Below are 25377 nucleotides of genomic sequence, written 5' to 3' on the forward strand. Positions count from 1 at the left end.
CGGTCCACAACGGAGGGTATGCGCGACACCATCCCCGTCACGATTCTCTCCGGCAGCCTCGGAGCCGGGAAGACGACACTGCTGAACCACCTGCTGACAGAAGCCGGCGACCGCGACATCGCCGTCCTCATCAACGACATGGGGACGGTCAACGTCGACGCCGAACTCATCGCCGAGGGGTCCGAACTCGACGTGGACGACGGCGTCGCCGAACTGTCGAACGGCTGTATCTGCTGTGAGCTACAGGACGACCTCGAAACGGCGGTGGTCCGGCTGGCGAACGACCGGGACTTCGACGCGCTGGTCGTCGAGTCGTCGGGCATCTCCGAGCCGGCACCCGTCGCGCGGCTGTTCACCACCGAGTCGCGAGTAGCGGCGCTCTATCGGGTCGACACGCTCGTGACGGTGCTCGACACCAGGCTGTTCCTCGACGCCTTCGCCGGCGAGACGCCGGAGCGGCGGGGGGCCGGCACAACGGACGGGGATGCAGACGAGGCCGACGCGGGCGGCGGCGACCCGGCGGCCGCCGACGGCGACCGTCCGCTCTCGGATTTGATGGTCGAGCAGGTCGAACTCTCGAACCTCGTCGTGTTGAACAAGGCGGACCTCTGTTCCGACGCGGAACTCGACGAGGCCGAGGAACTGGTTGGGGCGCTCCAGCCCGACGCCGAGACGGTCCGGACGACCTTCTCACAGGTCGACCCCGACCGGCTGTTCGACCGTGGGCTGTTCAACCCCGACAAGATTGCCGACCTGCCGGGCTGGAAGCGGGCGCTGGCCGAGGACGGGCACAGCCACGGCGACGCCACACACGAGGAGGACGGCCACGACCACCACCACCCCGAGGAGGTGTACGGCGTCACCTCCTTCACCTACCGCCGCCGCCGGCCGTTCCACCCCGAGCGGCTCGCCGAGGCGCTGCGGGACCTGCCGGCGAGCGTCGTCCGCTCGAAGGGGACCGTCTGGCTGGCGGGCACCGACTGCCGCGTCGTCGTCGGGCAGGCCGGCCCGTCAATACGGGCCGAGGCCCAGGGTCCCTGGATTGCGAGCCTCCCCGACATCGAGCGGGACATGTACCGCTCGAACCGGCCGGACCTCGACTGGCACGACGAACACGGGGACCGTCGGACGGAACTGGTGTTCATCGGGACGGACTACGACGAAGACGGCCTCCGGTCGGCGCTCGACGACGCACTCGTCACTGACGAGGAGTGGGGTGACGGCGACCCGTCTACGGGGCCGTTCCCGGCGGAACAGGGCGAGGAGACGGTGGTTCGGAGCCCCTAACAGGCACAGTCACGACCAGCCGACCGCTCGAAGCGCATCTCTTCGCCACAGTCCGGACAGACGGCCTCGCCCTCCAGTTCGACATCTCTGATGCGGACGCCGCAGTCGTCACACCAGTACGCGCCCTGTGAGCCGTCGTCGGGGCGAGACTTCGCCTCGGGCTGTGACGTGAGTGCCTCCTTGACGCTGTCGAGGATGCTCATGATCGTACATTGAGATTACAGCTACTAAACGTATCGTGGTTGTGCACAGTCGTCTCACGGACACCAATGGCCCGGCCGGACAGTGACGCTATCGACGCCTTCAGCCCCCGGGCACGTCGGCCGCCAGTTCGTCGAGCGCTCGTTCCAGTTCGTTGCCGCGCTTCCAGGCGGCGATGCGGTCGGCGAAGGGGAGCGGCAGGTTCAGCGAGACGGTCGAGCGCATCGTGAGCCGGGACCCGTTCTCTTCCGGCGTGACCGTGAGTTCTGTCTCCAGGTGGTCGAACGGGCCGACCTCGCCCTCGACGGTGTACCGGAGCCCGTCGTCCCGGGTCTCAAACCGGAGCGGCACCGACATCCCCGGGCCGGCGGCGGTGACCACCGTGCCCGTGTCGGCCTCCTCGACGGCCGACACCGTGAACGTCCCCTCGGCCGCGACAACTGCCTCCGGGGAGAGCGTGCGGTGGACAGCCGGCGGCCGCGCCATCACGAACCGAGAGCGTTCGACCTCGCGCATACCAGTTCACATGCGTACCGGGGTGGTAAATCACAGGGCCAGCGGGACGGAGACGGCGAGCAACAGGACGGCGAAGCCGACGCCGATGTAGACGAGGCGCTGAAAGCGAAGCTCCGGGGCGATCTGTACCGAGGGCGGCGGCGCAGTCCAGACCAGCCGGTGGTAGGAAACGGCGGCGACAGCGACAGTCCCAGCTGTCGAAACGGTCAGGCCGGCCCAGACGGAAAGTCCGTAGGCGAGGCCGTACAGCGGGCCGACGGAGAACAGGAGCATCACCGCCGTCGCGGTGCAGACGAGAAACGGAACCGGGTCGACCGGGTCCCCGTGACGGTTTTGAACGGGCATATTTCGTGTTCGGTCCCGAATGTGTTTAGTTGCGCGACTCGGCCGCGCCCGGTTAGGGCGAGCGGAGCGAACACACCGACCACTGCCAAAGAGCTAAGGGGCGTCCCGTCCGTGTTCGTGGGCATGAGCGACGCGAACGGGTTCGAAGAGGGCGCAAGCGGGTCACAGGGAGACCCGCGGGTACTCATCGCGATGAACGTCGTGCTCTCGACGATGTTTGCGGCCACTATCGTCTGGGGGCTGAGCGTCATCGGCGCGGCGGAGTTGACGGCCATCAACGTCGCGACCGGCGCGATACTCCTGTTCGCGCTGACGTACGCCATCACCCTCCAGTAGCGGTCTGGCGGAGCGACCGCGGCGCTCGGCTTACTCGGGGTCGTAGGGGTGGACGTCGTCCACCGCAGGCGCGCCGACGACGAGTGTCCGGGCGGGTTCGGTCGCCGATTCAGGGTTGTGCGCCCGCTGGGGGCTGTCCGGTTCAACGACGAACGCCTCGTCTTCGTCGACGTCGTAGGTCTGCTCGGGCGTCTCGACAGCCAGCGTTCCCGAGAGGACGTAGAACAGTTCTTCCTGGTCGTCGTGGTAGTGGTACGCGAGCGGGATGTCCTCGCCGGGGGCGACCTCGTAGAGGTTCACGGCCGCGTTTTCGAGGTCTGCGGCGTCGCTGAGCGAGCGCTGGGTGCTCGGCCGGTCCGGTGTCGGTTCGATGTCGTCGACCGCGAGATGGTGATAGCCCATGTCAGCCCTGTCGACGGCGACCGACGTAAAACGACTGCTGCCGAGAGGGGTCAGTCCGAGGCTTCTTCGGCGTCGACCGGCTCCGTCGCGTCGGTTTCGAGGCGGACGACACGAGCTTTCATGATGCGCGTGTTCTCGACCTGTTCGACGCGGATCTCGACGCCGTCGTAGGTGATGGTCTCGCCCTCCTCGACCAGTCGACCCGCCCGGTTGAAGATGAAGCCGGCGATGGTCTCGAACTCCTCGCCTTCGGGCAGGTCCAGATCCAGCGCCTCGTTGACCTCCTCGATGTTGACCTCGCCTTTGACCGTCACGGTGTCGTCGTCAACGTACTCGATGGGTTCCTCCTCCTCGCCTTCGAGTATCTCGCCGACGATTTCTTCGGTCAGGTCCTCCATCGTCACCAGTCCCTCGGTAGTCCCGAACTCGTCGATGACGATGACCATGTGCAGGCGCTCGGCCCGCATCTCGGTCAGCAGGTCGTCGACGTTCTTCGACTCGGGGACGTGCAGCGTCGGCTCGATTAAGTCCTCCAGTTCCATGTCGCGGGCCAGCGCCTCGCCGTAGTTGAGGTCCCGAACGAGGTCACGGATGTGGATGACGCCGATGACGTTGTCCAGACTCCCTTCGTAGACGGGGATGCGGGCGTGGCCGCTCTGGATACAGGTCTCCAGCGCTTCCTCGACGGAGGCCTCCTTGGCGACAGCGGTCATGTCCAGCCGCGGGGTCATCACCTCCTTGGCGATGGTGTCGTTGAATCGGAGGGTGCGCTGAAGCATCTCGCGTTCGTCCTCGTCGAGGACGCCTTCGCGCTCACCCGTCTCGATGATGTCCTGTATCTCCTCGCGGGTGACGTAGGAGGTCTCGATGGCGGAGCGCCCCCCGGTGATTTTGTTGACGACGCGCGTGAGGTAGTCGAACAGCAGGATGAGCGGGAGCAGCACCTTCTCGGCAGCCTTGAGCGGTTTGGAGATGCGCAGCGCCCACGACTCGGTGTTCTCGACGGCGTAGCTCTTCGGCGCGCTCTCGCCGAACAGGAGCACGATGGCGGTAATACCGAACGTCGCGATGGCGACTGCTTGCCCCTGAGAGAGATAGAGTGCAAGCAGCCCGGTCGCGATGGAGGACATCGCAATGTTGACGAGGTTGTTCCCGACGAGAATCGTCACGAGCAGGCGGTGCGGGTCCGCCTTGAGTTGCTTGAGCGTCCTCGCGCCCGGGACGCCGTCCTCAACGAGAGCCTCTGTCCGGTGTGCGGGCAGCGAGAACATAGCGATCTCCGAGGACGAGAAGAACGCCGACAGGACGATGAGGAAGACGATAACGGCGGTGCCACCGACCAGCACCACGGTTTGGGGTATCGTGACGCCGGCGTATTCGATAGCCTGCAACATCGCTGTAGACAGCTCAAACGGCGCAGGTGGATCCAGGGCCATCAACGGTCGAAGTTGTAATGCGCAGGGATTAAGACTTGTCATGAAGGGGTCGCCAGCGAAGCCCTTACCCGGCTTTCACGCGTACCGTCCCACAGAGTATGAGCGAGTCCGACATCACACTGTACCGGTTGCAGGCGTGTCCGTTCTGTGAGCGCGTCGTCCGGAAGCTGCACGAATACGGTCTCGACTACCAGTCGCGGTTCGTCGAGCCGATGCACGCCGACCGCGACGTAGTCAAGCGGCTGTCCGGCAAGCGGACCGTGCCCGCTATCGTCGACGAGAACACCGGGGTTACGATGTCCGAGAGCGCGAACATCGTCGCGTATCTGGAGCGGACCTACGGCGAGGGCGATGAGACCGCAGGGGGTGTAGCCTGATGGACCTCGACTTCGATGTCGTCGACCTCGACCCGGTCGACCACCCCGAAGAAGGCGACACTGCGCCGGATTTCACGCGCCCGCTGGTCAACGACGAGTTCTGGGAGGACGAGTCGCTCGCGTCTGTGTGTGCCGACAGCGACCGGGTCGTGCTCGTGTTCCACGCGATGGACGGGGCGTTCCCGGCGACGTACATCTGGAACGAGATCCGCGACCGCGCGTGGCACGAGCAGGCCACCGTCGTCGGCGTCTCCATCTCGACGCCCTACGAGCACAAGCAGTTGCTCGAAGAGCGGGAAATAGAGGGGGACTACCGGCTGTTCTCGGACCCGGCCAACGGCGTCGCACAGCAGTACGGTATCGACATGGACCTCGACGGGATGGCCGGTATCGAGGAGCCGCGCCCGTCCGTGTTCGTCCTCGATAGCGACCGGACCGTCGAGTACGCGTGGGTGGCCGAGAGCTGGCCCGACTTCCCGGACTACGACGACGTCGAAGCGCAGCTCTGACGATGACGACAGTCGACGACGCCGCGGCAGCGGTTCGCGACGGGGAGCTTGTCATCTATCCCACAGAGACAGTGTACGGTCTCGGCGCAGACGCCCTCGATGCTGCTGCTGTCGAGCGGGTGTTCGAGGCGAAGGGACGGGAGCGCGACAAGCCAGTGTCGATGGCCGTCCCCGACATCGAGTCCGCACGCGAGTACACCGACCTGAGTGAGCGTGAACTGGCGTTCATGCGCGAGTTCCTTCCCGGCCCGGTCACCGTCGTCGTCGAGCGCCGCGACGCAGTGCCGGACGTGCTGGTCGCCGGCCGGGACCGCGTCGGGGTCCGCATCCCCGACCACGACCTCGCGCTCGAACTCCTCGCCGAAACCGGGCCGCTCACGGCAACGAGCGCTAACATCTCCGGGAACCTGAGCGCCCGCATCGTCGGCGACCTCGACGCTATCCGCGAGCGTGCTGCCGTCGTACTCGACGCCGGCGAGACCGACGGCGGGACCGGGTCGACGGTCGTGAACGTCGACAGCGGGACGATTCATCGCCGCGGCGCACGCGCCGACGCTGTCGAGTCGTGGCTCGATGACCGAGACTGAGACGGGGGACTGTCCGCGCGGTTGCCCTCCTTAGCGTAGCATCGACCGCAGGGACCGCGTCTTCACCCCGCAGTCGTCGCTGAACTCACAGGGCTCGCATTTGGCGTCGTTTCGCACCCGCCCCGGCGGGCCGTCGATGCTGTCGGCAGTTCTGATTGCCCGGCGATAGACCCCGGCCCGCCGCGCGTTCACCTCGATGCGACGAATCACGCCGTGCGCCGGATACTCCGCGTAGGCGGTGTCGATGTCACGCTCGCGCTCCCAGGCGAGCGCCTTCGCGGCGGCGACAAGCCGCACGGTCTGGGGCTCCCAGACACCGTCTTCGGGCGGCCGACCGGCGAACACGAGCGACGGCGCGGGACCGTCCTGTCCGGCGATGATCTTATGTGCGATCCCGCGGGCGTCCTTCCCTTCGAGATAGGCCTCGGTCGCTGTCGGGGCGACCAGCGCGTCCCAGTCAGCAAGCCGCTCTCGAAGCGCTCTGAGCCGGTCGCGATACTCGTCCGGTCCCACTTCGATGGGGGCCGCCAGCAGGGAGGCATCGTCAGTTAGCAGTCGCTCGTACTCCCGGGCGAGCCGGCGAATCGACTCGATTTTGTCGGGAATCTCGCTCGCTCCGTCGCGGCGGCGGTAATAGAGCTTCCGTGGGCAGTAGGCGGCCGTTTCCAGTTCCCTGAACGTGTGCGTCGGCATGGAGGTGCGTGGTCGTGCGTTCACACAAGAAGGTTCGGCGCACTGCTGGCCGGTGAAACAGCAGCACAGTGAGGCAGCCTACCGCAACGGGAGACACCTACAGAAGATTTCAGGGAGTCACATCGACACGTCAGCGCCGGAATCAAGTGAGTCGATATCCTCGGTGGCCTCGTCGAGGCCGTCCTCGCGGAGGGCGGCGGCGTGCTGTGTCGACAGCCCGGCGTCGGTCAGCACGTCCTCGAACTCACTCTGGAATCGGTGGGAGACACGGCGGGCAGCATCCTGTGCGGCAACGACGCGCCGATAGTGGGCGGCCCGGGACTCGTCGATATCGAACTCGGTCGCGAGTTCGGCGACCGAAGGGTCGTCGTTGGCGACGCGACGGCGGAACGCAGGCAGGTCAAACGGTGCCTCTGTGTCCTCCTCGCGGAGGAGATGCAGGTCCAGTCGGCCCTCGACAACGTCGGGCTCGTCCGCGTCGATCTCGGCCGCGATAGTCGCGTCGTCGCTCCCCTCGTAGAACAGTCGGACCACTGTCACTAGCTCCTCGTCAACGAGTTCGGTTCGGAACTCGTACCGCTCGCGCATCCGCGCGATGATGTCACCGAGTCGGTCCGCGACACCGGCCTCGTCAGTGTCGGCCAGGGACCCTCTCGACGCCTCTTGGGACTCCGTCACAGCCCCCTCATCGGAGACGTCCATGAAGATGTCACGAAGTTCTTCAGTCTTCTCGTCCATCGAACATGATACTACCTCTCGGGAGTCATATATCTGTCGGACGGGCAACGTAACGCGGTGAAACTTTCAACAGCTTCCAAATTCTCGCAGGACTGCGACGGGGCGTGGCAAGATTTAAGCGGACACGAAGCACGTGTTAGCGTATGTCATCTATACTCCAGACGACCACGCGCCCGACGTTCTGGCGTATCGGCGACGTGGGGAAGGCGCTGTTCTACTATCTGGCAGCGCTCGCCATCATCGTCTTTCTGTACGGTGTGTACAATCGCGTCACCCGCTATGCGCAGGGCAGCGAGGACCCCTTCGAGCGACTGGACGACTTGCCCCAGCGGACGGTTGCAGCGGCGCAGTTAGCGCTGTCAAATCGGAAGCAACTGGACCGCGACACCGTCGCTGGCGTGATGCACGCGTTCATCGTCTGGGGCTTTCTGACGCTACTCATCGGGACGACGATTCTGGGTATCGACATGGACCTCTACCGGCCGCTGACCGGCGAGTCCTTCTTTGTCGGCCAGTTCTATCTCTCTTACTCGTTCGTCATGGATGCGATGGGGCTACTGTTCGTCGTCGGCGTCGGTGTCGCGCTGTGGCGACGCTACGGCCGCAAACTCGACCGCCTCCACGACCGCCACACCTCCCGCGAGGACGACCTGTTTCTGGGCGCGCTGTTCGTGCTGGGCGTCGGCGGCTACCTCACTGAAGGCGTCCGGATTCTCGGGACCTCGACAGTCCGTGACGTCTCCTTCGAGACGGTGAGCTTCGTTGGCTGGTCGGTCAAGGAAGTGCTCGTCATGGCCGGGATGACGCCGGAGCTGGCAGCGGGCGCATACCCCTTTGTCTGGTGGAGCCACTCGCTGGTCGCGCTGTGGTTCGTCGCCTGGATCCCCTACGCGAAGCCGTTCCACATGCTCTCGTCGTTTGCCAACCTTGTCGCGCGAGACGAAAAGGCCGGGGTGCGACTTCCGGGCGTGCCGAGCGACGCGAGTCCGGACGAAATCGGCCCCAGCGACATCGACGACTTCTCCTGGAAACAGCTGCTCGACCACGACGCCTGCACCAAGTGTGGCCGGTGTTCGTCCGTCTGCCCGGCAAAGGCTTCTGGGCGGCCGCTTGACCCGCGGAATGTCATCCTCGACCTGAAACGCTACCGCGAGGAGCGCGACGCCGGTGGTGAGGACGTGCCCATCATCGCCGACGGCGGGACTTCAGTCATCGATGCTCACACGATGGAGTCCTGCATGTCCTGTATGGCCTGCATGGACGCCTGCCCGGTCGACATCGAGCACGTCACCCAGTTCACCGAGATGAACCGCCGGCTGACCGAGGCCGGCGAGATGGACGAACACGTCCAGGACGCGATGATGAACGTGTTCCAGCACGGCAACACCTTCGGCGACCCCGAGCGCGCCCGGCCGGACTGGATCGAGGACCTCGACTTCGAGGTGCCAGACGCTCGCGACGAACCGGTGGAATACCTCTGGTACGTCGGTGACTACCCCAGCTACGACGAGCGCAACCAGAAGATAGCACGCGCGCTGGCTCGCGTCTTCGAGGCCGCCGACGTGGACTACGGCATCCTCTACGAGGCCGAGCAGACCGACGGCAACGACGTTCGCCGCGTCGGCGAGGAAGGCCTCTACGAGATGCTCGTCGAGGACAACGCCGAGGCGATTCTGGACTGTGAGTTCGAGTCTATCGTCACGACGGACCCCCACGCCTACAACACGTTCATGAACGAGTACCCCGAGTTCGAGACCTGCGAATGGGGCGAAGACGACGTGTTCCACTACACGCAGGTCGTCGCCGACCTCGCCAGCGCCGGCGCGCTTGGCCTCTCCGGGACCGAACTGGACTACACTGTCACCTATCACGACCCCTGTCACCTCGGGCGGTACAACGGCGAGTTCGAAGCCCCGCGGGACCTCATCCGAGCCACCGGGGCCGACCTCCACGAGATGCCCCGCAACAGGGACGACTCATTCTGTTGTGGCGGTGGCGGCGGCGGGCTCTGGATGGACCTCGAAGAAGAGAGCAAACCCAGCGAGGAACGCCTGCGCGAGGCCCTCGAAGACACCGAGGCGGGCGCGGCCATCGAGAAGTTCGTCGTCGCCTGTCCGATGTGCATGACGATGTACGAAGACGGGCGCAAAACCGGCGGCTACGAGGACGACATCGAAATCGTCGGCGTCACTGAACTCCTTGCCGAAGCAGTCGATACGGCGGTCTAAGCCAGCGACAGAGGCGGGTGACACTGACGGCTACAGCCGCTCACAGACCTGCTTCCCGCTCACGACCTCAGGGATGATCACTTCGTCCGCTCCGACGCGGCGGGCCACGGTCTCGTCCTGCTGGTCGCCGGCCCGGACGATGAGCCGGACAGTAGGCGCGAGCTGGCTGGCAAGCACCGCGATCTGAATATTTGCGTTCGTGTCATCGATTGCACCGATGACGGTGTCGGCTCGCTTGACGCCCGCATCTGTCAGTGCGTCCTCGCGGCTCGCGTCAGCCTCCAGCGCGAGATGGCCGTCATCAAGCGCCTGCTCGTACTGTTCTGCCTCCTGTTCGATGACGACCACTCGGGTGTCCGTATCGCCGATCTGCTCCGCGACGGTCCGTCCGAACGTCCCGTACCCACAGACGACGACGTGGTCGTTCAGGTCCTTGATTCGCTGTGCGATTTGCATACGTGTGAGTTCCGTCTGAATCTGGCCGCCGAAGGCCGCCGACAGCGCTGTCTCACCAGTCCACAGCCCGGCGACGACGAGCCCAGTCAGTACGACGATGGCATAGCCTTTGACCAGCCTCGCAGGCCCGTCGTGGCTCTGAAAGTGGAGTTCGATGCTCGTGGGGTCGAGGAGCCAGAACAGTGCGTTGACGACGCCGACCCCGCCGAACGTGACGAAACCGACCACGCCGGCGACGACAAGCCCGACGAACGCGAGAACTGGTTTCGAGAGTTGCCGGAGCAACGACCGGTCCGTGTCTGTACTGCTGTCGCTGAGTTCCATTGCTGTAGCTATCGAAGGGAGCGACACAGCGCCGCCGCAACCGGCGCTGGCGTAGTTCGCCGCTGAGTTCAGTCTGTCAGTGTCTCGGCAAGGGGTGTGTGCGGCTCCTCGACGGGCGCATCGTCGCCGCGGTCCATGCTCGGCGCGCGGCTCCGGTCCGGGTAGACCCGTTTGACACAGTCAGTACAATTGGTGACAAGTACCATACACCGTGGTCAGGAGAGCTTGCATATGTATGTTGCCGAAATATGGCTAGACGAAAATTAATGACATAATATACCATTAATACGTGTTCAGACTCGGGACCGGCAGGCGGGCCGGTTACCCGATCTATCGCTACTTGCCAGCCAAACGCTTAACGCCGGCAGACACCCACAGCGAGATAATGGAGGTCGCACTGGTCACTGTCGGTGACGAACTGCTCGCTGGCGACACGGAGAACACGAATGCGTCGTGGCTAGGGCGCCAGCTCACGGCTGCCGGTGCGAGCGTCGCCCGCGTCCTGACTGTGCCCGACGACGAGGCGGTCGTCGCCGACACTGTGGCGCGATATCGCGACGCCTTCGACGCGGTCATCGTCACCGGTGGCATCGGCGGGACGCCCGACGACATAACGAAGGCCGCCGTGGCGAGGGCGTTCGACCGCGACCTCGTTGTTCCCGACGACGTGCGGGCACACCTCGAAGCGAAGGCCGAGCGCTTCGCCGAGGACAACCCCGAGCTGGTGGACCGCTACGACATGGACCTGGACCTCGATGCGTGGGCGTCGGTCCCCGAGGGCGGCCAGCCGCTACTGACCGACGAGAGCTTCGCCGCCGGCTGTGTCGTCGACAGCGTGTACGTCATGCCGGGCATCCCCGAGGAACTGCGGGCGATGTACGAGACCGTTGCCGACGAGTTCGACGGCGACCGGACGACGGAGACGCTACACACGCCCGCTCCCGAGGGGGCGCTGGTCAGCCGCGTCACCGAGGCCCGCGAGCGGTTCGGCGTCGCCGTCGGGAGCTACCCCCGCAAAGACGACGCGCCCGGCCGAGTGAAGGTGACCGGCGAGGACGCCGCCGCCGTCACCGAAGCCGCGGCGTGGCTCCGCGAGCGAATCGAGACGGTCGACGGCGAGTGACTCACATCCCGCCGCCCGCGCCGCCACAGCCCGCGGCCCCGCCGGCTCCCGCAGCAGCGCCGGTACATGCGGCGGCCGCGCCCGCGCTTGCGCCGGCGCAGTGAGCTGCGATTGCCGCCTGCCCGCCGCTGTACGCGCCCGTACCCATCGACTCGGCGTCGAAGGGCTTCCAGTCGACCGGCGGGATCTCGTCGTCGCCGTTGTCCCCCTCGGCGACGGCCTCCCGGAGTGACTCGATGTCGAAACCCGGTTCGGTCAGGTACCGCTCGACGAGCGGCGGATGGACCGCGATACGGCAGTAGACGACCGCGTCCTCCTCTTCGTGGGCGTAGGCGAACTGGAGGTCGTAGTGACGGACGTGGCAGTCGGCGAACGGCTCCCGCACCGCCTCCAGCGCCCGGCCGACGAACGACCAGACGGCGTCGCGGTCCGGTTCGCCGGCGTCCTCGAAGAGGAAGGTAACCACGGGGACGAGTATGTCGTCGCCGTCGTCGTGGACGTTGACTTTGTTTATTTCGGCGAGGTCCGGGTCCTCAGCGAGTTCCTCGGGCAGCGGGTCGAAGGCGGCGTCGATGGCGTCGTTGGCGGCCTCGCGCTCCTCGCGGTAGTCCGGCGTCAGGTCCGCGAAGCCGAGGCCGTCGAGGAAGTCGTGCATCTGTTCGGTCAGCGAGTCACTGTCCTCAGAGGGCATCGGTCAGGTGTGACGGCGGCGTCGGCATAAATCTCGTGTCTGGACGGGAACGTGTCACACGGTCCCGGGTCCCGTCGCCGAGGACGCAGTCGCCGCCGCAAGCGGTGGGTTCATGCCGCGGACGGCCGGAACAGTCGGTATGAACCTGACACAGCGCCCGCGCCGCCTGCGGACCGACGGCGTGCGTCCGCTGGTGCGCGAGACGGACCTCTCGGCATCGGACCTCATCGCCCCGGTGTTCGTCGACGCGACGACCGACGAACGGGTCCCCATCGAGACGATGCCGGGCCACGAACGTGTCCCGGTCGACGAAGCGGCCGGCCGCGTTGAGGAGATTCTCGAAACCGGCGTCGAAGCGGTGATGCTGTTTGGCGTCCCCGAGTCGAAAGACGAGCGCGGGAGCCGTGCTTGGGCCGAAGACGGCGTCGTTCAGGAAGCCACGCGCCGCATCACGAGCGAAACCGACGCCTACGTCATCACGGACGTCTGTCTCTGTGAGTACACCGACCACGGCCACTGCGGCGTCCTCGAAGACGACGCCGCCGAGGACCCGCGGCTGACGGTGCGCAACGACGAGACGCTGGACCTGCTGGGCAAAATCGCCGCGAGCCACGCGGCCGCCGGGGCCGACATGGTCGCGCCATCGGGCATGATAGACGGGATGGTGGGCGCGATTCGGGAGGCGCTGGACGCCCAAGGCGACACCGACGTGCCCGTCATGAGCTACGCCGCGAAGTACGAGTCGGCCTTCTACGGGCCGTTCCGGGACGCCGCCGATGGCGCGCCGGCCTTCGGCGACCGCCGCCACTATCAGATGGACCCCGCGAACGCACGCGAAGCCCGCCGCGAGGTCGACCTCGACGTCAAGCAGGGCGCAGACGTGCTGATGGTCAAGCCCGCCCTGCCGTATCTGGACATCGTCAAGGAGATCCGGGAGTCTTACGACCACCCCGTCGCCGCCTACAACGTCTCCGGCGAGTACGCGATGCTCCACGCCGCCGCCGAGAAGGGCTGGCTCGACCTCGAATCAGTTGCTTACGAGTCGCTGCTGTCTATCAAACGCGCCGGTGCGGACCTGATTCTGACCTACTTCGCGGAGGACCTCGCAGACGAACTCTGAGCGGGACCGGTCGCGGCGTGTCCCCGTTCGAACCGCGCCCGTGAGCGTTCCACCGAAGGGCAGGTCCCTAACCTATTCATGTACCAGGGGCGGAGTGGCTGTATGCAGCGACAGTCCCTCCTCGTGGCGGTTGTCGCCGCGATTGCGCTGCTGTCGTTCAGCGTCGGCGCTGCGAGCCTCGACGCCGCCACCGGATCCGACCAGGCGGAGATGACCCGGGACGACAGCCAGATTGACAACCCCGACGGACAGGGCCTCAGTGACCCGCCCGGTAGCATCGACCCGCCGGAAAGCGAGAACGGTGCCCGCGCGCTGCTGCCGAGTGTCCCCGCCCCGGCAGTCGGTGCGCTCGCCGTTGGCCTCGCAGTCGGGCTCGTGGTTCTCTGGCGACTGGCCGGCCAGAGCCGGACAATCGACGAGACGGGCGGCGAAACGCCAGCCGTCGGAACCGCGGAATCCGCGAAGACCCCCTCGCATAGCGCGGCTGCAATCGACGTGCCCCTGACCAACGACGTGTACCGCGCGTGGGCCGCCCTCGAAGATGCGGTGACCGTGGACGACGATGCATCGTCCCCGCAGGACATCGAGGCGGACGCGACGGCGGCCGGGGCCGACCCAGACGCCGTCGCCTCGCTCCGGTCAGTGTTCGAACGGGTTCGCTACGGCCGGGAGCGGCCGGACGCTGACCTGGAGTCCCAAGCCCGTGCGGCGCTGGAACGAGCCGCCGACAACGCGGACGATATCGCGGCGAGTCCCGCCGAGATGCCTTCTGCGGACAAAGACGCCGACGGGTCCGCCGGGGAGGGCAAGGCGTGACACTGCGCCGGCTTCCGCTGGCGCTCGGCCTCGTCGCGACAGCCATCGGCCTCGGCCTCGCCGCGCTCGGCGCGCCGCTGTTGCCCTCGGGCGCTGTCTCGGACCTCCCGATCCTCGCGGTGGCCGTCTTCGCCGGAGGCGTCGCGCTCCTCGCACTCCTCGTTCGTTCCCTCGACAGCGAACGCGGCGTGGCGCTGCCCGACACCGATAGCCAGTACGTCACGGTCCCCGGTGACGATATCGACGAGGCGCTTGCTGGTGGAGCCGGACAGGAAGCCATCCGGCAGCGCGTCGAGGGAGTTGCTGTCACCGTCCTCCAGCGCGACGGGCTCTCTCCCGACGAGGCAGCGGACGCGCTCCGGTCCGGCGCGTGGACGGACAGGGAGCCGGCTCAGAAACTGTTCGACGGGACACCGATATCGCTCCGGGCGCGGCTGTCCGGGTGGCTCTCGGGTATCCGTCCGTTCCAGCGGCGCGTCGCCCACGCGACGGCGGAACTCCGACGGCGCGACGAGGAGCGATGAGCGAGGTCCACCGCACCGGCCGCTGGTTCGGGCTGGCCGGGGCCGCACTGGTCGCCGTCGGCGTCGGGCTGGTGGGGCAAGTCCCCGCGCTCGTGTTGCTGGGCGGGCTCGGCGTCACGCTGAGCGCGTACGACCGGGTCGCCGTCCCGCCCGCCGCGAACGTGTCGATACAGCGGTCCATTACACCGACCGAGCCGGCGCTGGGTGAGCGGGTGACTGTCGCGCTCACGGTCCGTAACGACGGGTCGCAGACGATTCCGGACCTCCGGCTCGCCGACGGCGTACCGGATTCTGTCCGCGTGGTCGAAGGGTCGGCGTCGCTGGGAACGGCGCTACGCCCCGGCGCGTCGACGACCATCACCTACGAGATTACCGGCGGGACCGACCGTTGCGTGTTCGATCCGGCGACGGTCGTCGTCAGGGACGTTGTCGGCGTCGTCGCCCGGCGAACGTCCGTTACGGCCGAACCCGACACCGTCACCTGGGAACAGCCGGCCAGTTCGGCGCTGTTGCCGCTGGTCCCGGCGGTGGCCCGCCGACCCGGGACAGTGCCCGTCGACGAGGGCGGCGAGGGGGTCTCCTTCTACGCGGTCAGGGAGCACCGCTCGAACGACCCGCTCTCCCGCGTCGACTGGAACCAGTACGCTCGCACCGGCGACCTTCGGACCGTCGAGTTCCAGCGCGAACAGTCGGCGACGGTCGTGGTCGTCGTCGACGCCAGGTCGGCCGCCGCGCTGGCCCCGCAACCGGACGCCGAGACGGCTGTCGAGCGGTCGACGATGGCCGCCGTCGCCCTCGTCGAGGGGCTCCCGGAGGACGGCCACGAGGTCGGCGTCGCGGCGTACTCGCCACACGGCGCGTGGCTCGCACCGGGCACGAGCGCTGCCCATCAGCAGCAGGCCCGGACCCTGCTCAGGACCGACCGCGCGTTCGCCGCGACATCGGTCACCCGAACACCGGATACAACGAAGCTCATCGCACAGTTGCCGACGGCGGCGAACGTCGTCTTCCTCGGCCCACTGTGTGACGACGACAGCGAGGCCCTGGTCCGCCGACTCGCCGCCAGCGGTCACCCGGTGACGGTCCTGAGCCCCGACCCGACCGCGACGGATACGGCAGGCCACCGGTTAGCCCGACTCGAACGCCGCGAACGGCTCCGTCGGCTGCGAGCCGCCGGCATCGCCGTCCACGACTGGCCCGCAACGGAGCCGCTGGAGCAGGTCGCTGAACGGGCCTTGCGAGGTGGCCGATGACGTACCGAACCGGGCTCGTCTGTGGCGGTGCGGCACTGGCGGCGGGTGTCGTGACGCTATTCGTCGCCGGCATCAGTGCGGTCTCGACCGCTGCTGCCCTCGTTGGCGTGGTGCTGCTCGCCGGCGGGCAGCTAATTCAGTCCGGGCGGCTGATCGACCTCGCCAGCGCGTCGCTGTTCCTTGCGTTGTTGGTGGCCGCCCTGCAGGGAGCAACGACGACGACAGTGCTGGTCGCCGGCGGCGCGACGGTGCTGGCCTGGACGTTCGCACATGCGGCTATCGACCTCTATGCGGACCTCGGGACAGCGCCCGGGACGCCCGTCGAACTCACACATGTCGCGGGAACGACAGGGCTTGTCGGGGCGAGCGTCGTGGTGACGACGCTGCTCTTTCAGCTCGACGTGCCGCCGCTGTCGCCGCTGGCGCTGGCAAGCGTCGTGCTGGGCGCAATCGCACTTACCGCGGCGCTCAGGCGATGACCGGCCGAGCAGTGTGTACGGATAGCTGAGAGCGCGCGCAAGCAAAAACGGCCTATTTGGCCCCCTGTGGCCGGAACTGGGGTCGACAAACGTCCAAAATTCCAGTACACATATACGGACTTTCTTTACGGAGAACAACCTTATATCCATAATATCATACCATAATCTGGACGGTCGTCTACCACATCCCCTCTAATTTCCGTGTTCATAAAGGCAAACCTTATGTAGTGTTGTTACCAGAGCCATTCTCGTGAAAGAGTTGAAGAAGTTGAGCCAGAATGGGAGAAAGTTGGACATGCAGACGGCAGTCGATAACAAAACGAAACAGGTGAACTAGAAATGAGCTACACCGCACTACAAGTTGACCCGAACGTACTCGCAGAAGGTGTCAACCTCCTGTGGGTCCTTACAGTATCGTTCCTGATCTTCTTCATGCACGCAGGCTTCGCCATGCTTGAGGCGGGCCAGGTGCGTTCGAAGAACGTCGCGAACCAGCTAACGAAGAACCTCCTGACCTGGTCGGTCGGAGTTGTCGTGTTCTTCCTCATTGGGTCCGGCATCTCGTCGCTCGTCGGGTCCGGGTCCTTCGCGCCGGCGTTCGGTGCTGAGGCCGCAAACGACTACGTCGGGTGGCTGTTCGGTGCCGTCTTCGCGATGACGGCAGCGACCATCGTCTCCGGGGCAGTGGCCGGCCGGGCCAAGCTCCGTGCGTACATCACGTACACGTTCCTGCTGGCCGCAGTCATCTACCCCGTCGTGACCGGGCTCACGTGGGCCGGGTCCCACATCAGCCTCGGCGGTGTCGTGTTCAAGGACTTCGCCGGTGGGATGATTGTCCACGGTATGGGCGGTATCGCCGGTCTCACGGCCGCCTACGTGCTCGGTCCGCGCATGGGCCGGTACAACGAGGACGGCTCTGCGAACGTTATTCCGGGTCACTCGATGACCTTCGCCGTGCTGGGGACGCTTATCCTTGCTTTCGGCTGGTACGGGTTCAACGTCGGGACCGCAGCGAGTGTCTTCGTCGTTGAAGACGGTGCACTCGCGCTCGGTGCCTTCGCAACGGTCGGTCGCGTTGCGATGACGACGACCGTCGCGATGGCGATGGGCGCAATCGGTGCCGCACTGGTCGCGTGGCTGAAGACCGGCAAGGTCGACACGCTGTACGTCGCAAACGGGCTGCTCGCCGGGCTGGTCGGTATCACGGCCATCCCCGACACCACGACCTGGTGGGGCGCCCTCATCGTCGGCGTCCTCGCTGGCGGTCAGCTTCCGATTGTGTTCAGCTTCATGGAAAACCGCATGAAGATTGACGACGTGTGCGCTGTGTTCCCGGTCCACGGCAGTGCCGGTGTGCTGGGCACGATTATGTACCCACTTGTCGCAACCTCCGGCACCGTTGGCTCTATCGGCAGCGCCCTCGCCGTGCAGGTAGTTGGTGTCGCCGTTATCGCCGGCTGGACCATTGTGACCACCGGCCTCATCTGGTACGGCCTCAAGGCAGCCGGCCAGGCTCGAGTTACGCCCGAACACGAGCAGGAAGGGCTGGACGTCAGCGAGCACGGCGTCGAGACCTACCCCGAGTTCGGTGGCGGCGAAAGTGTTGTCGCCGATGGTGGTAAAGTGAGTCCGAGCGTGCGTACTGACGGAGGTTCCAAAGATGACTGACGAAACCGACGACTCCGAAATCAAGATGGTAGTCGCAATGGTTCGGCCAGACAAACTCGGCGACGTGAAGAAAGCACTCGCCGAGGTCGGCGCGCCCTCGCTGACAGTGACGAACGTCTCCGGCCGCGGCTCACAGCCCGCCAAGAAAGGCCAGTGGCGCGGCGAGGAGTACGTGGTCGACCTGCACCAGAAAGTCAAAGTCGAGACGGTGGTCGCAGACATCCCCGCAGGGGATGTCGTCGACGCTATCGCCGACGGTGCCCACACTGGCGAGAAAGGTGACGGCAAGATATTCGTCCTCCCCGTGGACAACGCCTATCAGGTCCGAACCGGCAAAGAAGGCCCAGAGGCAGTCTGAGCGGACGAGATGGTCGATGATACCGACAGACAGGTAGTAAACGCACTGCTCCAGGACGGCCGTGCGAGCGCCCGTGATGTCGCCGCTGCGACCGGCATCGCGGCGACCACGGTATCCCGCCGGATGGACGACCTGGAGTCGACCGGTGTGATCGACGAATACACCGTCGACATCGATTACGGGGCGCTGGGCTACGACGTGACTGCCGTGTTCCAGCTCTCCGTCGAGGGCGACGGGCTCGAACGGGTGGTAGACCGGTTACGTGATCGACGCGAGATGGTGGCGGTTTACGAAGTGACCGGCGACCACGACATCGTGGCCGTCGGGAAGTTCACCGACACGCAGTCGATGAACGAGCGAATAAAGACGCTGCTCACCGACGAGGACATCCGCTCCGCCTCGACATCAGTCGTACTGAACACGGTGTGTGAACACGAGCAGTTCCCGGTCGACGGAACTGACGTCTGAGGCGCCGGCGGTCCTGTTTTCGCTGCTAGTTCAGTACGGGACGGCACGCTACGAGGTGCAACGGGAATGTGTCCGTAGTGGCTGCATTTCTTGCCCGGTACCCTGTGGGACCGGCAGCAGATGGCTGTCAGCCCCTATCCGCTGGTGAGCGTGGCTCCCAGCGGTGGCGTTAAGCCGCTCGCGCCGCTCCAGAAGATATGGGCTTGAAAGTCGACGTGCGGAAGCTGGACCTTTTCAATCAGATGGCAAAGGAGGGGTCCGGGACAGTCGCGGATAACCTCGGCCAGTTGACCGGCCTCGACGCGACAGTTCGGACCTCACAGATCAATTTTCTCGACATCGAGGACGTCAAAACACACATCGGCGACGACAAGGGCGTCGGCATCTACGTCGAACTGAACGAACCGCCCTACGGCTACGTCCTGTTCCTGCTCGACCCGGCCGACAGCAAGCGGATGGCCAGCGCGATGATGGGTGGAATGGGTGAGCCAAGCGAGGGGGAGGGGTTCTCCGACATGGAACGGTCAGCGATGCAGGAGATCGGCAACATCATGACCTCCGCGTTCATCGACGGGTGGGCCAACGTGCTGGAGACGACCATCGACATGGGGACGCCGAACTTCGTGTTCGGACCGGCTGACGGCATCATCGACAAAATGGGCGGCTGGCCGGACTCCGACCTGGTGTTCGTCGTCGACTCGCGTATCACCGTCGACGACGGTGACCTCGGGATGACTGTGTACACGTTCCCGGAACTGGAGGACCTCGTCGCGCTGATTCAGGATATCGACCTCGACACCGACGTGGCGGTAGACACTGAGGCCAGCGATATTCTTGACTGACAGCGACACACTGTCTCTGCTACCCCGTTTCATCTCGTCTCCAGCGTTGCTGTACCCGCTATAACGACGCGTGACCATCTGTTACTTCCTGAGACCAGTCAGCCTGTGCCAATTGGTTACCCTTTTCTACTGAAATAAGTATTATATATATTTATCATCAAAACAGCTGGTATGCGATTGGAAAGTGGGGGCGCAGCGGTTGATAGGCGGTCGCTACTACAGCTTGCCGGTGGGGTCGGTACCGCGGGCCTCGCCGGGTTGGCGGGATGCCAGGGCGGGGGTTCGAGAGCCGAAAGCACACCAGAACACCCACCGCTCGGGAACTATCCGGTCGACGGCGACACGGTGACGTTCGGCTTCAACGTCCCGCAGTCCGGGACCTACGCCGCCGAAGGACGCGACGAGCTCCGGGGGTACGAACTCGCTGTCGCCCATCTCAACGAGGGCGGCGGCTGGGTCGGGCAACGCTCCTTTGACGTACTCAGCGGCGACGGCGTGCTCGGAAAGACCGTCGAGTACGTCACTGCAGACACGGAGACGAAACCGGATGTCGCGACGGCTAACGCCGAGGAGATGATCAAGCAGGACGATGTTATCATGTTCTCCGGCGGCTCGTCCAGTTCCGTCGCCATCGCTCAGCAGAAGGTCGCACAGGCCCGGAAAGTCCCGTATATGTGCTGTCTGACGCACTCGAACGACACGACTGGGAGCGCCTGTGTCCGCTACAGCTTCCGAGAGATGTTCAACGCGTACATGACTGCACAGGCGCTGATTCCGGCGCTCAAGGAACGGTTCGGCCGAGACGCCGAGTACGTCCAGATCTACGCGGACTACAACTGGGGGCAAACCATGGAGTCGTCGATTCGCGATTTCTTCACGTCGAGTGGCTGGGTCGAACTCACGAGCATCCCGACACGTCTCGGGACGACAGACTACGAGGAACCACTCAAACGGGCCCGGGACGCGGGCGCGGAGGTCGTTTTCCTCGACCACTACGGACTCGACGCCGCGAACTCGCTGACAACAGCTCAGGAAATACTCCCTGACGAGGTGGGGATTGTGGTGCCGCTGTACAACCGTATCGTGGCACAGAACGCCTCGAAGGCGCTCGACGGCGTCGTCGGGACGGTCGCGTGGGACACCAGCGTCTCGTCCGACCTCTCCGACGAGTTCAAGAACGCCTTCACCGCCGAGTACGGGAACGCACAGCGGCCATCCGGCGTGGCCCATCTGGCCTACGCACAGACGCTCCAGTACGCCGCAGCCGTCGAGCGGGCCGGCACCTTCTACCCGCCGGCGGTTATCCGGGAACTGGAAGGCCACGAATACTCGGTCGGGCTGGGCAGCCAGACGATGCGGCGCTGTGACCATCAGGCCCAGCGTGGCGTCCCGGTGGTCGAGGGGCTGCCCGAGTCTGAGCAGTCCCTCGGTCGGTTCTATGATCTGCTCAGCGTCACGAAAGCGGTCGGATACGACTGTGACGGCGGCCCGGCCGCCGAGTGCGAACTCGGCGACTACGGGGACTAGAGCCGGAGCGTGACGTTACTGTACACCGGAAAATACGGCAAGCGGAGAAGCGAGCGGGAACTGGACGCAAGCAGTCCCTAACTGTCAGAGGCAGACGGACGCGCCCTGCAACGGCAGGTCACGTCAGCACATCCGGCTGTTCGGAGCCGGGACCGTGTTACTCCAGTAGCTCCGGTGCGGCGTCGTATGCCACCTCCTGAACCGCGGATTCCGACGGGTCGGACGCGCCGTCGCGGTCGGTCGAACTGTTCGGCATGGTCAGTCGTCCGCCGAAATCGGCTGGCCCTCGGCGTCGGTCGGGGCGGGGCTGTCGCCGTCGTCGAAGGGGTACCACGACTGCTTGCCGTCGGCCAGGCAGGGGTCTTCGTACCCCTCGACCTCGTGGGGTTCGGCCAGTTCAACGATTGTCTCGTGGCCGGTGGCGTCGACCCACTCGCGGAAGGTCTGGCCCTCTGAGCGCAACGCGGCGTAGGCCTCGACGATGTTCTTTATCATGCCCGGCGCTTCGTCGGCGGGGACGCGCTGGCGAACCCACTCGATGAACGCCGGCTCCGAACCGATGCCGCCGCCGACGCCAACGTCGACGGCTTCAACCATCTGGCCGTCCTTGCGGGCGCGCATCCCCTGTAAGCCGATGTCCGCAGTCATCGCCTGCCCGCAGTCGGCCGTACAGCCCGAGAAGTGCATCTTGATGCGGTCCACGTCGTCGGGCACGTCGACGTTGTCGCCGAGCCAGCGGAGCAGGCGCGCCATCCGCGCTTTCGTCTCGGTGAGCGCGAGTGAGCAGAACTCCGTGCCGGTACAGGCCATCGCGCCCTGAACAAAGGGGTTCGGCTCGGGGGTGTGCTTGTCCAGCAGCGGCTCGTTGAGCAGGTTCGAGAGCTTGTCGTCGGGCACGTCCATGACGAGCGGGTTCTGGCGGCGGGTCAGCCGCACCTCGCCGGAGCCGTAGGCGTCGGCGAGGTCCGCCAGTTCGATGGCGTCCTCGGCGGAGAGCCGACCAACGGGCACCGAGAGCCCGACGTAGTTCTTGCCGTCTTTCTGGTCGTAGACGCCGACGTGGTCGTGGGCACCGTATTCGGTGGGTTTGCCGGCGTTGTACGTGTACTCCCCACGGAAGTCGGTTCCGGCGGTCTCGAACTCGAAGTCTAGCCGTTCGTCGAGCGCCTCGCGGATGGCGTCGGTGCCGTGCTCGTCGACGAAGAAGCGCGCGCGGTTCTTCGAGCGGTTCTGACGGTTGCCTTCCTCGTGGTAGTACTCGACGAACGCCCGGACGGTCTCGACAGCGTGTTCGGGCCGGATGAACAGGTCAAGCGGGCGGGCCTCGCGCGGCTCGCGGCCGCCGAGACCGCCGCCGACGCGGACGTTGAACCCTTCGACCTCCTCGCCGTCGATGAATTTGTGGGCCGGCTCCAGCCCGATGTCGTTGATGCTGTTCTGGGCACACCCCTGTTTGCACCCCGTCACCGAGATGTTGAACTTCCGGGGCATGTTGGCCAGGTCGTTGTCGTCGCGGATGGTCTCCTGAATCTCGTCGAGAATCGGGCGGGACTCGACGAACTCCTCGGCCTTGCCGGCGACCGGACAGCCGGAGATGTTCCGCATCGTGTCCCCGCCGGCCGAGCGCGAGGAGACGCCGACGGCTTCGAGTTTCTCCCATATCTCGGGGACGTCTTCGAGCTTGAGCCAGTGTAGCTGGATAGACTGGCGCGTCGTGAAATCTATCCAGCCGTTGCCGAACTCGGGGTTCTCGGCCGGTCCTTTCGCGTAGTCGCGGGCGACTTCGCCGATAGCCCGGAGCTGGTCCGATTCCAGGACGCCGCCGCAGTTGGTCAGCCGCATCATGAAATACGACTCCTGGCCGCCGCGGTGGTGGAACACGCCCCAGAACTTGAACCGCGAGAACCACTTCTCGCGTTCGTCCTCGGGAATGGACTCCCAGCCCTGCTCGGCGAACTCCTCCAGCTTCTCCCGTACCTCGTCGCCGTACAGCTCCGCTTTGTACTCCTCTTTTTTATGCGCCATCTTCTCGCCCCGACGTTCTTGCTGTATGTGGTTTTTTATCGCCCATATATATCTGAATGTCCGCTAATCTACGTCTAATTACTCAGCTTGATTGCTTATAACCCTAATCGTTAAAGAAATAAAGAGTGAAGTGGGCTTCGAAAACAGCCGTCCAGAATTATACCGTCTAAGAGGTGTTTAAAGAGGTTATACACCACACCGCTGGAACGGGAAAACCGAGGGACTGCAGGCGGTTGTCCGGTCCGGTACCGGAGTTGTCCTTCGGAGACGCTCGCGGAAAATAGTTCGTCCGAGTCGGCTGGACCCGTAGAACTTGGGTGTCGGTCGCGCGTGCCGAACCGACGGACTGCGGGACGCAACGCAGTAGGCGTGCCACTAGTTAACATGAAAAATGAAAGAATGCAGCAGGGACAGCAGCCGAGGCGTCAGTCGTCGCCGGAGGCGACAGTAGTGCCTTCTTGCGTGCTCCCGACGAACCCGGCCGTGTTAGCGATTTTCGCGATCTCCGGCCGGAACACCCACGCCGACAGCGCGACGATGGGGAGCATGGTGAGAGCAGTCACAGAGTACCCGATGTGGAGGTTCGATAGCCACGGCGCGGAGTAAAACAGCGGGTAGACGATGCCGCCGACGGTGCCGACGCCGCCGACGACGCCCGCAACTGAGCCAGAGTCGTTGGGGAACATCGCCGGTACCTGCGCGAAGATGGCGCCTTCAGCCCAGGCACAGCCCGTGCCCACGAGGAAGCCGACGACGACGGCGTTCATCAGGACCCCGGAGAGGCCGGCCAGCGTCATTGCGAACATCATCACCACGATGAAACAGAGCCCGAGGAACGTCCACTGCTCGCGGTACTGTCCTTCGAAGAAGGGCAGGATGTTCTTCTCCTTGCGGGCCAGCAGGTCGCTGCCGTAGCCGCCGAAGGGTCGGAGCAGGCCCGCGGCAATCGAGAACGTCGCCGCGAAGGTGCTGGCGATGACGAGGTTGTCCTGGTTGAATGCCTCGCGGTAGTAGGTGGCGAGCCACCCGTTCATCGACAGTTCGAGGCCGAAGGACATGATGTACGCGGCGGCGAGGACGACGGTGCCGTAGCGCGTGGCCGTGTGGAGCCAGCCTTTGAAGTTGGTGTTTTCCTTGGTCGCCTGACGCTTCGCCTCGCTTTTCGCAGCCTCGCCCAGCGTGTAGTAGGCGATTGCGAGGAGGATGGAGACGATGCCGGTGTAGAAGAACGCGGCCCGCCAGTTTGTCGAGAACAGCGGCCCGCTCCAGCCGGTCCCGAACACGCGAGGGAGGATGAGCGCCCCGCCGGCGGCACCGGCGTTCCCGACGCCGGCGTAGATGCCCTCCGCCAGGCCGAGGTTCTCCTCTTCGAACCACTCGGCGACGTGCTGGATGCCGATGACGAACGTGATGCCGGCCGTCGCCACGATGAGCCGGAGCACGAAGAACACGGAGTAGTCCTGTGCGAAGGCGCTCCCTATCGAGAACACGCCGACGTAGGCCAACACGATGGCGAAGATGGCTGGCGCGCCGAACTTATCGGAGAGCCACCCGGTGAGCATCCGTCCGAACGGTGCCATCCAGATAGCCGAACTGGCGAGGATACCGATTTCCGCGGTCGTGAGCCCGAACTCTTCGGCCATCGGACCGGTAAACGGCGCAAAAGAGAACCAGATGAGAAATGAGAAGTTGAATCCGATGGTCGCCAGCAACAGCGTCCGGTACTTCGTCATCTTGATCAGTCCCATACTGACACCCAGATTACGGACTGCGCGCTATTTGGAGTTATTGCCGATTTTTTGTCCACCAATCCGAGTTTATTTTGGATGTGTGCCCACATCAGTACATGAAGTTCGAAAGTCCCACCATTTAATAACAGTAACCCTTTACAGAACGGCTATTCTCATCCCTCAGAATGGATAGACCGCAAATATATCATCGGATATCCCCTGTTTAAGGACATTGAACGCCCAGCACACAGGGGAATAATTGGACATATTTTGATTAATTCGAACATCGCTGGAGAAGCGCGTGTCGTCGAGATATCG

At 65.0% G+C, this 25377-nt stretch carries 29 protein-coding genes; 17 read left to right on the top strand and 12 right to left on the bottom strand.

The annotated features are described in order from the left end of the window. Positions 1-18 precede the first annotated feature (18 nt). A complete protein-coding gene (locus D3D01_RS08565) occupies positions 19-1287 on the top strand; it encodes a GTP-binding protein (protein WP_121511901.1) in 1269 nt (422 codons plus the stop codon). Here the strand turns inward: D3D01_RS08565 and D3D01_RS08570 are convergent. The 3 genes from D3D01_RS08570 to D3D01_RS08580 form a co-directional block, all read right to left on the bottom strand. Then, positions 1284-1490: a hypothetical protein gene (locus D3D01_RS08570; protein ID WP_101351300.1), complete on the bottom strand. Its 207-nt coding sequence runs from the start codon at positions 1488-1490 to the stop codon at positions 1284-1286. The genes D3D01_RS08565 and D3D01_RS08570 overlap by 4 nt on opposite strands. A 100-nt stretch (positions 1491-1590) precedes the next feature. Continuing rightward, positions 1591-2004, bottom strand: coding sequence for an SRPBCC family protein (locus D3D01_RS08575; RefSeq protein WP_121511902.1), 414 nt, complete (start codon positions 2002-2004; stop codon positions 1591-1593). A gap of 30 nt (positions 2005-2034) precedes the next feature. Then, positions 2035-2349: a hypothetical protein gene (locus D3D01_RS08580; RefSeq protein WP_121511903.1), complete on the bottom strand. Its 315-nt coding sequence runs from the start codon at positions 2347-2349 to the stop codon at positions 2035-2037. A 123-nt stretch (positions 2350-2472) separates the two neighbouring features. On the opposite strand from D3D01_RS08580, the gene D3D01_RS08585 reads away from it, so the two are divergent. Then, positions 2473-2685: a hypothetical protein gene (locus D3D01_RS08585; RefSeq protein WP_121511904.1), complete on the top strand. Its 213-nt coding sequence runs from the start codon at positions 2473-2475 to the stop codon at positions 2683-2685. A 30-nt stretch (positions 2686-2715) separates the two neighbouring features. Here the strand turns inward: D3D01_RS08585 and D3D01_RS08590 are convergent, their stop codons facing one another. Both D3D01_RS08590 and D3D01_RS08595 read right to left on the bottom strand, forming a co-directional pair. Beyond that, the gene (locus D3D01_RS08590) at positions 2716-3087 is read right to left on the bottom strand and encodes a cupin domain-containing protein (RefSeq protein ID WP_121511905.1); all 372 of its coding nucleotides are present in this window, start codon (positions 3085-3087) and stop codon (positions 2716-2718) included. Between the two features lie 50 nt (positions 3088-3137). Further along, entirely contained in the window at positions 3138-4523 is a 1386-nt protein-coding gene (locus D3D01_RS08595) for a hemolysin family protein (protein WP_121511906.1), read from the bottom strand. A 98-nt stretch (positions 4524-4621) separates the two neighbouring features. Between D3D01_RS08595 and D3D01_RS08600 the strand changes: the two genes are divergently transcribed. Genes D3D01_RS08600 through D3D01_RS08610 form a run of 3 tightly spaced genes read left to right on the top strand, consistent with a single transcriptional unit; the run spans position 4622 to position 5996 of the window. Further along, complete coding sequence (locus tag D3D01_RS08600; RefSeq protein ID WP_121511907.1) at positions 4622-4900, top strand: glutathione S-transferase N-terminal domain-containing protein; 279 nt, start codon at positions 4622-4624, stop codon at positions 4898-4900. Next, a complete protein-coding gene (locus tag D3D01_RS08605) occupies positions 4900-5409 on the top strand; it encodes a redoxin domain-containing protein (RefSeq protein ID WP_101351307.1) in 510 nt (169 codons plus the stop codon). The genes D3D01_RS08600 and D3D01_RS08605 overlap by 1 nt, the downstream gene beginning before the upstream one ends. A 2-nt stretch (positions 5410-5411) precedes the next feature. Continuing rightward, positions 5412-5996 carry an L-threonylcarbamoyladenylate synthase gene (locus D3D01_RS08610; RefSeq protein ID WP_121511908.1) on the top strand — a complete coding sequence of 195 codons (585 nt, stop codon included), beginning with the start codon at positions 5412-5414 and terminating at the stop codon, positions 5994-5996. 30 nt (positions 5997-6026) lie between these two features. On the opposite strand, the gene D3D01_RS08615 is transcribed toward D3D01_RS08610, so the two are convergent. Beyond that, on the bottom strand, positions 6027-6689 hold the full coding sequence (locus D3D01_RS08615; RefSeq protein ID WP_121511909.1) for a hypothetical protein: 663 nt from the start codon (positions 6687-6689) through the stop codon (positions 6027-6029). A 117-nt stretch (positions 6690-6806) separates the two neighbouring features. Beyond that, a complete protein-coding gene (locus D3D01_RS08620; protein ID WP_101351310.1) occupies positions 6807-7427 on the bottom strand; it encodes a conditioned medium-induced protein 4 in 621 nt (206 codons plus the stop codon). A gap of 143 nt (positions 7428-7570) precedes the next feature. Here D3D01_RS08620 and D3D01_RS08625 point away from each other — a divergent pair, with 143 nt between their 5' ends. Beyond that, positions 7571-9655 carry a (Fe-S)-binding protein gene (locus D3D01_RS08625; protein WP_121511910.1) on the top strand — a complete coding sequence of 695 codons (2085 nt, stop codon included), beginning with the start codon at positions 7571-7573 and terminating at the stop codon, positions 9653-9655. Between the two features lie 30 nt (positions 9656-9685). On the opposite strand, the gene D3D01_RS08630 is transcribed toward D3D01_RS08625, so the two are convergent. Together D3D01_RS08630 and D3D01_RS24020 are read right to left on the bottom strand one after the other, a co-directional pair. Then, the gene (locus D3D01_RS08630; RefSeq protein WP_121511911.1) at positions 9686-10435 is read right to left on the bottom strand and encodes a TrkA family potassium uptake protein; all 750 of its coding nucleotides are present in this window, start codon (positions 10433-10435) and stop codon (positions 9686-9688) included. A gap of 68 nt (positions 10436-10503) precedes the next feature. Continuing rightward, complete coding sequence (locus tag D3D01_RS24020) at positions 10504-10641, bottom strand: hypothetical protein (RefSeq protein WP_198560199.1); 138 nt, start codon at positions 10639-10641, stop codon at positions 10504-10506. 179 nt (positions 10642-10820) lie between these two features. Between D3D01_RS24020 and D3D01_RS08635 the strand changes: the two genes are divergently transcribed. Beyond that, the gene (locus D3D01_RS08635; protein ID WP_121511912.1) at positions 10821-11558 is read left to right on the top strand and encodes a molybdopterin-binding protein; all 738 of its coding nucleotides are present in this window, start codon (positions 10821-10823) and stop codon (positions 11556-11558) included. 1 nt (position 11559) lies between these two features. On the opposite strand, the gene D3D01_RS08640 is transcribed toward D3D01_RS08635, so the two are convergent. After that, positions 11560-12249, bottom strand: a complete 690-nt coding sequence (locus D3D01_RS08640; RefSeq protein WP_121511913.1) for a hypothetical protein — start codon at positions 12247-12249, stop codon at positions 11560-11562. A 139-nt stretch (positions 12250-12388) separates the two neighbouring features. Here D3D01_RS08640 and hemB point away from each other — a divergent pair, with 139 nt between their 5' ends. The 10 genes from hemB (at position 12389) to D3D01_RS08690 (ending at position 21304) form a co-directional block, all read left to right on the top strand. Next, the gene (gene hemB, locus D3D01_RS08645; RefSeq protein ID WP_121511914.1) at positions 12389-13369 is read left to right on the top strand and encodes a porphobilinogen synthase; all 981 of its coding nucleotides are present in this window, start codon (positions 12389-12391) and stop codon (positions 13367-13369) included. Positions 13370-13471: 102 nt separating this feature from the next. Next, on the top strand, positions 13472-14185 hold the full coding sequence (locus D3D01_RS08650; RefSeq protein ID WP_121511915.1) for a DUF4129 domain-containing protein: 714 nt from the start codon (positions 13472-13474) through the stop codon (positions 14183-14185). Continuing rightward, entirely contained in the window at positions 14182-14709 is a 528-nt protein-coding gene (locus tag D3D01_RS08655; protein WP_101351317.1) for a hypothetical protein, read from the top strand. Before D3D01_RS08650 ends, D3D01_RS08655 begins: the two co-directional genes overlap by 4 nt. Beyond that, positions 14706-15962: a DUF58 domain-containing protein gene (locus D3D01_RS08660; RefSeq protein WP_121511916.1), complete on the top strand. Its 1257-nt coding sequence runs from the start codon at positions 14706-14708 to the stop codon at positions 15960-15962. The genes D3D01_RS08655 and D3D01_RS08660 overlap by 4 nt, the downstream gene beginning before the upstream one ends. Next, positions 15959-16441 (top strand): hypothetical protein, encoded by a 483-nt coding sequence (locus D3D01_RS08665; RefSeq protein WP_121511917.1) that lies wholly within the window; start codon positions 15959-15961, stop codon positions 16439-16441. Before D3D01_RS08660 ends, D3D01_RS08665 begins: the two co-directional genes overlap by 4 nt. Positions 16442-16780: 339 nt before the next feature. After that, entirely contained in the window at positions 16781-18109 is a 1329-nt protein-coding gene (locus tag D3D01_RS08670; protein WP_053966747.1) for an ammonium transporter, read from the top strand. After that, positions 18102-18467, top strand: a complete 366-nt coding sequence (locus tag D3D01_RS08675) for a P-II family nitrogen regulator (RefSeq protein WP_121511918.1) — start codon at positions 18102-18104, stop codon at positions 18465-18467. Before D3D01_RS08670 ends, D3D01_RS08675 begins: the two co-directional genes overlap by 8 nt. Positions 18468-18476: 9 nt before the next feature. After that, positions 18477-18935: an HTH-type transcriptional regulator Lrp gene (lrp, locus tag D3D01_RS08680; RefSeq protein WP_101351321.1), complete on the top strand. Its 459-nt coding sequence runs from the start codon at positions 18477-18479 to the stop codon at positions 18933-18935. Positions 18936-19132: 197 nt separating this feature from the next. After that, complete coding sequence (locus tag D3D01_RS08685; protein WP_101351322.1) at positions 19133-19777, top strand: chemotaxis protein CheC; 645 nt, start codon at positions 19133-19135, stop codon at positions 19775-19777. A 171-nt stretch (positions 19778-19948) separates the two neighbouring features. Further along, positions 19949-21304 (top strand): substrate-binding protein, encoded by a 1356-nt coding sequence (locus tag D3D01_RS08690; protein ID WP_121511919.1) that lies wholly within the window; start codon positions 19949-19951, stop codon positions 21302-21304. Between the two features lie 258 nt (positions 21305-21562). Here the strand turns inward: D3D01_RS08690 and D3D01_RS08695 are convergent, their stop codons facing one another. Beyond that, positions 21563-23329: a nitrite/sulfite reductase gene (locus tag D3D01_RS08695; protein ID WP_121511920.1), complete on the bottom strand. Its 1767-nt coding sequence runs from the start codon at positions 23327-23329 to the stop codon at positions 21563-21565. A 425-nt stretch (positions 23330-23754) separates the two neighbouring features. After that, on the bottom strand, positions 23755-25077 hold the full coding sequence (locus tag D3D01_RS08700; RefSeq protein ID WP_121511921.1) for an MFS transporter: 1323 nt from the start codon (positions 25075-25077) through the stop codon (positions 23755-23757). Positions 25078-25377: the final 300 nt, after the last annotated feature.

This window comes from Haloarcula sp. Atlit-7R (assembly GCF_003666065.1).
GTDB lineage: Archaea > Halobacteriota > Halobacteria > Halobacteriales > Haloarculaceae > Haloarcula > Haloarcula taiwanensis.